This window comes from Mesorhizobium sp. M0019 (assembly GCF_040323975.1).
Classification (GTDB): domain Bacteria; phylum Pseudomonadota; class Alphaproteobacteria; order Rhizobiales; family Rhizobiaceae; genus Mesorhizobium.
The window spans coordinates 70844-79406 of sequence record NZ_JAMYVK010000033.1 but is presented as its reverse complement, the minus strand read 5'-3'; the positions used below and the strand labels follow the sequence as shown (position 1 = coordinate 79406).

General features: G+C 61.6%; 9 protein-coding genes. 5 read left to right on the top strand and 4 right to left on the bottom strand.

Annotated elements, in window-relative coordinates:
* Nucleotides 1–125 precede the first annotated feature (125 nt).
* Nucleotides 126–413 carry a VOC family protein gene (locus NKK47_RS22795; protein WP_352457678.1) on the bottom strand — a complete coding sequence of 96 codons (288 nt, stop codon included), beginning with the start codon at nucleotides 411–413 and terminating at the stop codon, nucleotides 126–128.
* 66 nt (nucleotides 414–479) lie between these two features.
* Here NKK47_RS22795 and NKK47_RS22790 point away from each other — a divergent pair, with 66 nt between their 5' ends.
* Nucleotides 480–1232: a sulfite exporter TauE/SafE family protein gene (locus NKK47_RS22790; RefSeq protein ID WP_352578299.1), complete on the top strand. Its 753-nt coding sequence runs from the start codon at nucleotides 480–482 to the stop codon at nucleotides 1230–1232.
* 38 nt (nucleotides 1233–1270) lie between these two features.
* On the opposite strand, the gene NKK47_RS22785 is transcribed toward NKK47_RS22790, so the two are convergent.
* Nucleotides 1271–1906, bottom strand: a complete 636-nt coding sequence (locus tag NKK47_RS22785) for a TetR/AcrR family transcriptional regulator (protein WP_376704967.1) — start codon at nucleotides 1904–1906, stop codon at nucleotides 1271–1273.
* Between the two features lie 62 nt (nucleotides 1907–1968).
* Here NKK47_RS22785 and NKK47_RS22780 point away from each other — a divergent pair, with 62 nt between their 5' ends.
* Nucleotides 1969–2499, top strand: a complete 531-nt coding sequence (locus NKK47_RS22780; RefSeq protein ID WP_352457640.1) for a DinB family protein — start codon at nucleotides 1969–1971, stop codon at nucleotides 2497–2499.
* A gap of 457 nt (nucleotides 2500–2956) precedes the next feature.
* On the opposite strand, the gene NKK47_RS22775 is transcribed toward NKK47_RS22780, so the two are convergent.
* Complete coding sequence (locus NKK47_RS22775; RefSeq protein WP_352578296.1) at nucleotides 2957–3274, bottom strand: hypothetical protein; 318 nt, start codon at nucleotides 3272–3274, stop codon at nucleotides 2957–2959.
* A 636-nt stretch (nucleotides 3275–3910) separates the two neighbouring features.
* On the opposite strand from NKK47_RS22775, the gene NKK47_RS22770 reads away from it, so the two are divergent.
* Nucleotides 3911–4507: a glutathione S-transferase family protein gene (locus NKK47_RS22770; RefSeq protein WP_352457642.1), complete on the top strand. Its 597-nt coding sequence runs from the start codon at nucleotides 3911–3913 to the stop codon at nucleotides 4505–4507.
* A 78-nt stretch (nucleotides 4508–4585) separates the two neighbouring features.
* Here NKK47_RS22770 and NKK47_RS22765 read toward each other — a convergent pair whose 3' ends face one another.
* The gene (locus NKK47_RS22765) at nucleotides 4586–5236 is read right to left on the bottom strand and encodes an outer membrane protein (protein ID WP_023677678.1); all 651 of its coding nucleotides are present in this window, start codon (nucleotides 5234–5236) and stop codon (nucleotides 4586–4588) included.
* Nucleotides 5237–5655: 419 nt separating this feature from the next.
* Between NKK47_RS22765 and NKK47_RS22760 the strand changes: the two genes are divergently transcribed.
* Nucleotides 5656–6432 carry an SDR family oxidoreductase gene (locus tag NKK47_RS22760; RefSeq protein WP_023677677.1) on the top strand — a complete coding sequence of 259 codons (777 nt, stop codon included), beginning with the start codon at nucleotides 5656–5658 and terminating at the stop codon, nucleotides 6430–6432.
* Nucleotides 6429–8507, top strand: coding sequence for an excinuclease ABC subunit UvrC (uvrC, locus tag NKK47_RS22755; RefSeq protein ID WP_352457643.1), 2079 nt, complete (start codon nucleotides 6429–6431; stop codon nucleotides 8505–8507). The genes NKK47_RS22760 and uvrC overlap by 4 nt, the downstream gene beginning before the upstream one ends.
* Nucleotides 8508–8563 lie beyond the last annotated feature (56 nt).

Below are 8563 nucleotides of genomic sequence, written 5' to 3'. Positions count from 1 at the left end.
TGATTCGGATCGGCCTTAGCAACCAAATTCTACGTCATTTCAACGGCTTGAACCACATCCGCCAACCCACCGTGAATTTTTCAGGTTAGGTGGTCGAGAAAAGGAACACCTGACGGCCATCAGGATCACGGACGATCACACGTCTGCCCATAGCTGTCGCCTTGACGTCCGCAATGATTCCAAAGCCGTTGGCCTTTGGCGGCAGAAGCAGCTTCATCTGCGTTGGCGACTTCGAAGCCGATCATCGTTCCCGCTCCTTCCAGCGTCGTTGCTTCTGCCGGATAGAGTTCGATCGCAAGCCCTTCACCTTGGAACGCGAAATGTATCGGACCGGAGCCATGCTGCTCTTGCCTGAAGACAATTCCGAAATTCGCGTAGAAAGCCGCGGCTGATCTGGGATCGGTTGCGAAAATCGTAGACTTCCATGCATGTCAACGCCAACCGACCACATCGATCACTTTGCGGGGAAACAGCACTACATGGATTCGCTTGTTTATACTGTTGCTCTCGGCGCGGTCGTTGCAGGCTTCGTCCAAGGGCTTTCCGGGTTCGCTTTCAGCCTGGTTGCCATGTCGATTTGGGTTTGGACCGTGGAGCCCCAGCTCGCTGCTGCCATGGCGATCTTTGGGGCGCTCACCGGTCAGATCATCGCTGCCGTCACCGTCCGCCGGGGTTTTGATCTCAGGCTTCTGCTGCCCTTCCTGATCGGCGGGACCATAGGGATTCCGGTCGGTGTCGCCATCCTGCCCTTGCTGGATGTGCAGTTGTTCAAGCTGGTCTTCGGCGCGCTGCTGGTCGTTTGGTGTCCCTTGATGCTCTTTGCGCGTCGCCTCCCTCCCATCACGGTCGGGGGTCCTGTTGCAGACGGTGCAATAGGTCTGGTCGGCGGCATCATGGGTGGACTTGGCGGCTTCACCGGCCCGGTTCCAACGCTGTGGTGCGTGCTGCGCCAATGGGAAAAGGACAGCCAGCGTATTGTCATCCAGAATTTCAACCTTGTGACCCTCTCCATGACGATGGCCGCCTATCTTGCGGCCGGAAAGATCAAGCTCGAAATGCTGCCGATGTTCGCCGTCGTCGCGCCGGCGATGTTGATACCGACACTCCTTGGCGCGAGACTCTACATCGGCGTTAGCGAGGCGACTTTTCGAAAGATCGTCCTCACACTCTTGGCCGCATCAGGTGCGGCATTGTTGGCATCGTCCTTGCCACACCTCATAAGCCGGATTTGAACGACACACAGAAATCCCGACTTCCGCCGTGCCATGCGCTATCGACCGATGCGGCCTGCTCCCGATAGGTAGGCGCAGATCAGTTCGACGAGTTGCTTTTGCAGCTCCGGCGCGGCGAGCATGTTCCGGCGTGCCGCGTTGTGGATCACACCTTCGATCGCTGACGATAGCACGCGCGCCACGGTCTCCGTGTCGGCGCCTTTCCTTGGCTTGCGATAAGTGGCGACAGCAGTCGCATAGTGATTGAGGTATTGTGCCTGGAACGAAGCATGGGCGGCCCTGGAGCCGCGATCGCCCGGCGCCTCGTCGAGCAGCACCTGGTGTAGTGTCGGGTGAATGCTGTGCGCCGCGATCATGCCGCGCACCAGCTCCTGCGCGAATTTCCTGAGCGGCTTTTGGTCTTCCGCCGAATCGCGAATGACCGACAGCACATGATCGAAGTGACGGCGCCGGACGGCAGCGAGCAGGGAAAGCTTGTCGGGAAAATACTGGTAGAGCGTGCCGATGCTTACACCTGCTGTCTCGGCAACCTTGTTGGTGGTGAAGCCGGCCCACCCCAGCCCGCTCAGAACATGAGCCGCCGCCTCGATGATCGCCTCGACGGTTGCCCTGGAACGCGCCTGACGCGGCTGTTTGCGCATGCGCGGATGCGGTTTTGCAATGCGAGTAGACACGTTCGCCCATTCTCCTGAAAATATAAACAACATACTCGCATTTCCGGAAAAGGACACCGACCATGAATGCGCTCGCTCTGCTTCGCAGCCTGTTTGCCTATCAGGCCTGGGCCAATGACGAACTGCTGGAAAAGCTCGCGAGTCTCGACCCGCATGTTCACGGCAAGGAACGGCAGGCCGTGATACGGCTCGTCGATCACAGCCATGTGGTGTCGCGGATATTCTCGGCGCACCTGGTTGACGCAAGCCATGGCTACTCCGCCGACACCACCGAGGACACGCCGGCGTTCGACGAACTTCGCGCCGCGGTCGCAGCGACCGATCGCTGGTATCTCGATTATCTCGAAACCGTTTCGTCGCGGCAGCTGTCCGAGCCCGTCGCATTCGTGTTCACCGACGGGGATAAGGCATTGATGTCGCGACAGGAAATGCTGACCCACGTCGTACTGCACGGCGGCTATCATCGCGGTGAAGCGGGGCGCATCCTGGCGCAGATTTCGGTCATGCCGCCATGGGATACCTTCGCCGTCCATCTCCACAGGGCCGAGCCTTCGCGCCGGCTGCAGATGAGCCGCGAGCCGCTCGGCGCCTGAACGGCCGAGCGCATTCGATCACGAGGTCGGCTCGACCGGATCTATCGAGCGATATCCTGTCTTTCAGAAATGCGAGCTATCTGCTTACTTTCATCGCGTCGTGCAAGATAGTGCAGCGGCGTGCTCGTCGCGTTGCTTCCTACTTACCTATAGTTTATCGTTTCGGACAAGACGAGGCGGGCGACCGCCTTCGCTCTTGACAATGTTCGCGCCGAGCGTCGGACGTTGAAGCGCAAAGCTGGTCGAAAAGGTCCTGAGCTTGACGAGAAGACCGGTCGAGATAGAGCGACCAGAATTTCTGTCGCAGAACTTCGCTGCGGGACACAAAGATTCGCAGCCGATTTTTGCGCGGGTAAAATGGTCGCGCGCTCGCCGTAACCGAAACTTAAGCTACAAAAATCATTCTAATGCTTCGCTGGCTAGCAAGCCGCGAGTCAGATATGCAATGCGCGCCGGGTCAATAACGGCCGTCGGCACAACGGAAGGGGCATGATATGGCTAAGCAGTCATCCAAAGCGCCGGCATCCAAGGCACCGGCAAAGTCACCGGCAAAGAAAGCACCGGCAAAAGCAGCCGCGGCAAAGGCCGCAACTGCTGTGAAGAAAGCAGCACCCGCGGCCAAAGCGAAGGCCGCTGCGCCTAAGGCAAAAGCAGCGCCGGCCAAAAAGCCGGCCGCCAAGGCCGCGGCAAAACCAGCCGTGAAGAAAGCAGCACCTGCCAAGGCAAAAGCAGCACCTGCCAAGGCTGCTCCGGCAAAGAAGGCGGCACCGGCCAAGAAGCCGGCTGCAAAGGCCGCGGCGAAGCCTGCTGCGAAGAAGGCAGCACCGGCAAAGGCCGCCGCTGCGAAATCTTCTGCAGCAGTGAAGAAAGCAGCGCCCGCGGCCAAGCCGAAGGCAGCGCCCGCAAAGGCGAAGGCCAAGAAGTAGTCGCGGTCCTGCTGTCGCAGGGGACAGTACTCAAGACAGCCAGGGCGGGATGCCGGACAGGCGCCTCGCTTCTTGGTTGACAGTCGGGCAGGACCAGAAAGAGGCGGGAGGAAGACGTCTTTTCGCAGCTCCCAGGACTTCGCCATGCGGCGAAGTCCGGTGGGATTTTCGTGGCTGCCAAAACCAACCTTCGGTGCAAGGCCGAGTTGGTAGTTGCTCGGATCTGGATTGTCCGACCTGCTCGCGTCTGCCGCCGCACCTCCGGCTCATCGCATCCGAACGCGAGACTATGGCTGCACGCTGGCGGCGCGGTTTTCCGCCTCTGGCCGTTGATGAACCCTGCATGATCGGTCAACAGTGCCACGCACGAGCCCCTGTCGGAATCGATTTTCGGTAAGGGTCATGCGCGAAGTCACAATGCTACCGCGTCCTTTTGCGCGTCCAACAGGACGTATGGAGCTGTAGCCGGCAAACAGGAATCGACAATGCCCAGACTGCTCTACGCGTCTACTTCCCCCTACAGTTCCAAGGTGCGCATGGCAGCACTTCATGCCGGCATTGCGATCGATCTCGTGCCGATAAAGACCGAGGAAAGGCCGGCCGAACTGATCGGCGCCAATCCGCTCGGCAAGATCCCGGTGCTGGTGCTCGATGACGGCCGCTCGGTCCACGACAGCCGCGCCATCACCCAGCATCTCAACCGGATGTCGAAGAACACATTGTTTCCGCGCAATCCCGACAAGCGCCTTGAGGCGGAGGTGCTGGAGGCATTGGCCGACGGCATCTGCGACTGCGCGCTGTCGATGGTCTACGAGCGGCGCACACGGCCGGAAGAGATGGTCTACCAGCCTTGGCTCGAGCGCCAGTGGACGAAGATTTCGGACGCGCTCGATCTGCTCAACGCGAACCCGCCGAAGCTGCCGAAGAAAATCACCCTCGGCCAGATCGCATTGCGCGCCTGCCTCGGCTATCTCTCGCTGCGCTTCGCTGGAAAATGGGAAAAGGGCCGCGGCCGGCTGACGCGCTGGGCGGCACGCTTCGACGAGAAATTCCCGGAGCTGAAGCCCGCCATCCCGGCTTGAGGGCAAGCGGTCTCAACCGATGCCAACAAAAAAAGCCGGGCGCGAGGCCCGGCTTTTTCGTGTCGTGGCTTGGACGACTTAGAACTTCATACCGACGCCGAAGGTGACGCGATTGTCGGTCGACTTGACCTTGCCGATACCGTCGAAGTCCTTCCTGCCGAAGTCCGTGTAACGATACTCGACACGGCCGAACACATTGTCGGTGATCTTGATGTCGGTACCGACGCCGGCTGTCCAGCCAAACTGCGTGTTGGTGTCGCTTACGCCGGCAGCTTCAATCTTCTGGTTCTTCAGCGCGCCACCGGCGGTGCCGTAGAGCAGGATGTCCGGGGTGACAGCGTAGCCGAGGCGGGCACGCAGCGAGCCCTCGAAGCCACCCTTGGCCTCGATGCCGGCATCGTCGCCCTTGACGCCGTTGTAGCCGATATCGGCTTCGGCACCGTAGACGAAGTTCTCCTGCTGCCAGTTATAGCCGCCGAAGACGCCGCCGACAAAACCCTTGGTGTCGACGTCGACGCCAATGTCTTTGGCTTTGGCATGGCCAGCGAAGCCGTAGCCGACGCTCACACCGGCATAGGGACCGGCCCAGGATGCGACCGGAAGTTCTGCGATCGGGGCAGGTGCCGGCGGCTCTTCCTGAACCACGTCCGCGGCATAGGCGGTTCCGCCGAGGGCGAACAGCCCAAACGCCACCGCGAGCGGTCGCGCAAATTTAAAATTGGCTTGCATTGTTCTTTACTCCTTAAGCCACAGGACACAGGCTTGTTTTTCATGAGCGCCCTCAACCCGTCCGGGGGGTGAAACGGATCCGGCGTTCAACGGTTCCAAATGTCGTGTCGAAATGCGGCTGAAGCGAACCTGAACTTGGGTCATTACCTGGCACGAATGAGGCAGAACCTTGACGTTGCATCTTCGCAACAGCGAATGTCAGCAGGTTCGCCGTGCTGCACTGCACACGGCTTGGTGTAAGGGCTCCAGCGCCCTATATTGCGGGCGGGCTGGCCCGAATTCCGGTCGAGCCAAAACGCCCACCGGCCACTTTGCCACAATCCTGCCCCAGGTGGAAATGGGATTTAACGCTTGGCGGGCCATAATTTGCCGGCGCGATCCCGGCAGGTCGGAATCGGCATCGGATTAAGGATTGACAGATGAGCAAGGTCGCCGCGACGGCACTGGTGACGGGCGGGGCGAAGCGGATCGGCAGGGCGATTGTCGAAGATCTTGCCGCGCATGGTTTTGCCGTAGCCATTCATTGCAATCGCTCGCTGGCCGAGGCGGAGGAACTGGCGGCCCAGATCACCAGTGGTCATTTTGGTCGACATGGCCGGGCCGCAGTGGTTGCTGCCGACCTGACCGACATGGGCGCGGTCAGCAACCTTGTCGGCCGCGCTGCGGCGGCACTCGGGCCGGTGTCGCTGCTGGTCAACAACGCCTCGCTGTTCGAGCACGACAGCGTTGAGGATTTCGACTGGCCGGCCTGGGATCGCCATTTCGCCATGCATGTCAAGGCGCCGGCGCTGTTGGCACAGACTTTCGCCCGGGCCTTGCCGCAGAACAGTGAGGGGCTGATCGTCAACATGATCGATCAGCGCGTCTGGCGACCGACGCCGCGTTATTTCTCCTATGCGCTGTCGAAGTCGACCTTGTGGGCGGCGACCGAGATGATGGCGCAGGCGCTGGGTCCCCGCATCCGTGTCAACGCCATTGGTCCTGGCCCGACCTTGAAGAACACGCGCCAGCACGACAGCGATTTCGATGCCCAGATTGCCGGGCTGATCCTGAAACGCGGCCCGGAATTGCCGGAATTCGGTGCCACTATCCGTTATCTCTGGGCGGCACGCTCGGTCACCGGCCAGATGATCGCGCTTGACGGCGGCCAGCATCTTGCATGGCAGACGCCCGATGTGACAGGCATGACGGAATGAGCCCCATGGACCAGAAACAAAAAACGCGCGGTGGCGCCGACGACCTGCCGCCCGAAATCGACCTCGAGGACGAGGCGGCCGAGGAGGTCGTCGAGCCTGCAGCCAGCGGTCCGGACGTTACTTTCACCGCCATCGACTGGACCCCGCATGCCGGCGACGCCGACGGCATGGTCGGCGCCGAGGTGATCCAGACGCTGGTAAAGCGGCTGCCCAATGCGCCCGGCGTCTACCGCATGATGAATGCCGCCGGCGACGTGCTCTATGTCGGCAAGGCACGCAGCCTGAAGAAGCGGGTCACCAGCTACGCGCAAGGCCGGTTCCACACCAGCCGTATCGGCCGCATGGTGCGAGAGACATCGACCATGGAGTTCGTCGTCACCCGCACCGAGATCGAAGCGCTGCTGCTTGAAGCCAACCTCATCAAGCGCTTGCGGCCACGCTTCAACGTGCTGATGCGCGACGACAAGTCATTCCCCTATATCCTGTTGACCGGCGACCATGTCTCGCCCGGTATTTACAAGCACCGCGGCGCGCGCTCGCGCAAGGGCGACTATTTCGGCCCCTTCGCCTCGGCCGGCGCAGTTGGCCGTACCATCAACTCGCTGCAGCGCGCCTTCCTGCTCAGGAGCTGCACCGACTCCTTCTACGAGAACCGCACCCGGCCTTGCCTTTTGTTCCAGATCAAGCGCTGCGCCGGCCCGTGCACCGGCGAAATCTCGCACGGCGACTATGCAAGGCTTGTCGCCGAGGCGAAGGATTTTCTCTCCGGCCGCAGCCAGAAGGTGAAGACGGAGATCTCCGCCGCCATGCAGCAGGCTTCGGAGAACCTCGATTTCGAACGCGCCGCCATATATCGCGATCGGCTGGCGGCGCTGTCGCATGTGCAGAGCCATCAAGGCATCAATCCGCAGACCGTCGACGAGGCCGATGTCTTCGCCATCCATCAGGAGGGCGGCCAGGTCTGCATCCAGGTGTTCTTCTTCCGCACCGGCCAGAACTGGGGCAACCGCGCCTATTTTCCCAAGGCCGATCCGGCGCTCGAAGCCGGCGAGGTGCTGGGATCGTTCCTGGCGCAGTTCTACGACGACAAGCCGACGCCGCGCACCATCCTGTTGTCGCATGGCGTCGAGGACCAGGAATTGCTGGCGGAGGCCCTCTCCACCCGCGCCGGCCGCAAGGTGTCGATCTCCGTGCCGCAGCGCGGCGAGAAGAAGGACCTGACCGACAACGCGCTGCAGAACGCGCGCGAGGCGCTCGGCCGGCGGCTCGCCGAAACCTCGACCCAGGCGCGGCTGCTCACTGGCTTTGTCGAGACCTTCGGCCTGGAAAAACCGCCGGTGCGCATCGAGGTCTATGACAACTCGCACATCATGGGCACCAACGCCGTCGGCGCCATGGTCGTCGCCGGGCCGGAAGGTTTTGTGAAGAACCAGTATCGAAAGTTCAACATCCGCTCGACCGAGATCACGCCGGGCGACGATTTCGGCATGATGCGCGAGGTGATGCAGAGGCGCTTCTCGCGGCTGTTGAAGGAACATGGCGATGCCCCGCAAACCAAGGGCGCGGACGAGGCGAGCCCTACCGCACCGGGCGACGATATCGAGGACGCGGGCGGCTTCCCGGCCTGGCCCGACGTTATCCTCATCGACGGCGGCCAAGGGCAGATGACGGCGGTGCGCAAGATCCTGGCCGACCTCGGCATCGAGGACCGGGTGGTGGCCATCGGCATCGCCAAGGGTCAGGACCGCGATGCCGGCCGCGAACGCTTCTTCGTCAAGGGCAGGGCCCCATTCTCGCTGCCCGTTCGCGATCCGGTGCTCTATTTCGTCCAGCGGCTGCGCGACGAGGTCCATCGCTTCGCCATCGGTTCGCACCGCGCCCGCCGCAAGAAGGAGATGGTCAAGAGCCCGCTCGACGAGATCAGCGGCATCGGACCCGGCCGCAAGCGCGCGCTGCTGATGCATTTCGGCACGGCCAAGGCCGTCAGCCGTGCCGCCGTCGAGGACCTGGTCAAGGTCGACGGCATTTCCGAGCAGGTGGCGAAATTGGTCTACAATCATTTTCACGAGAGCTAAGACGTATTGCCGACATTTCGGCTGGCTAATCGATTCTGGCCTGTTGACCCCCCACA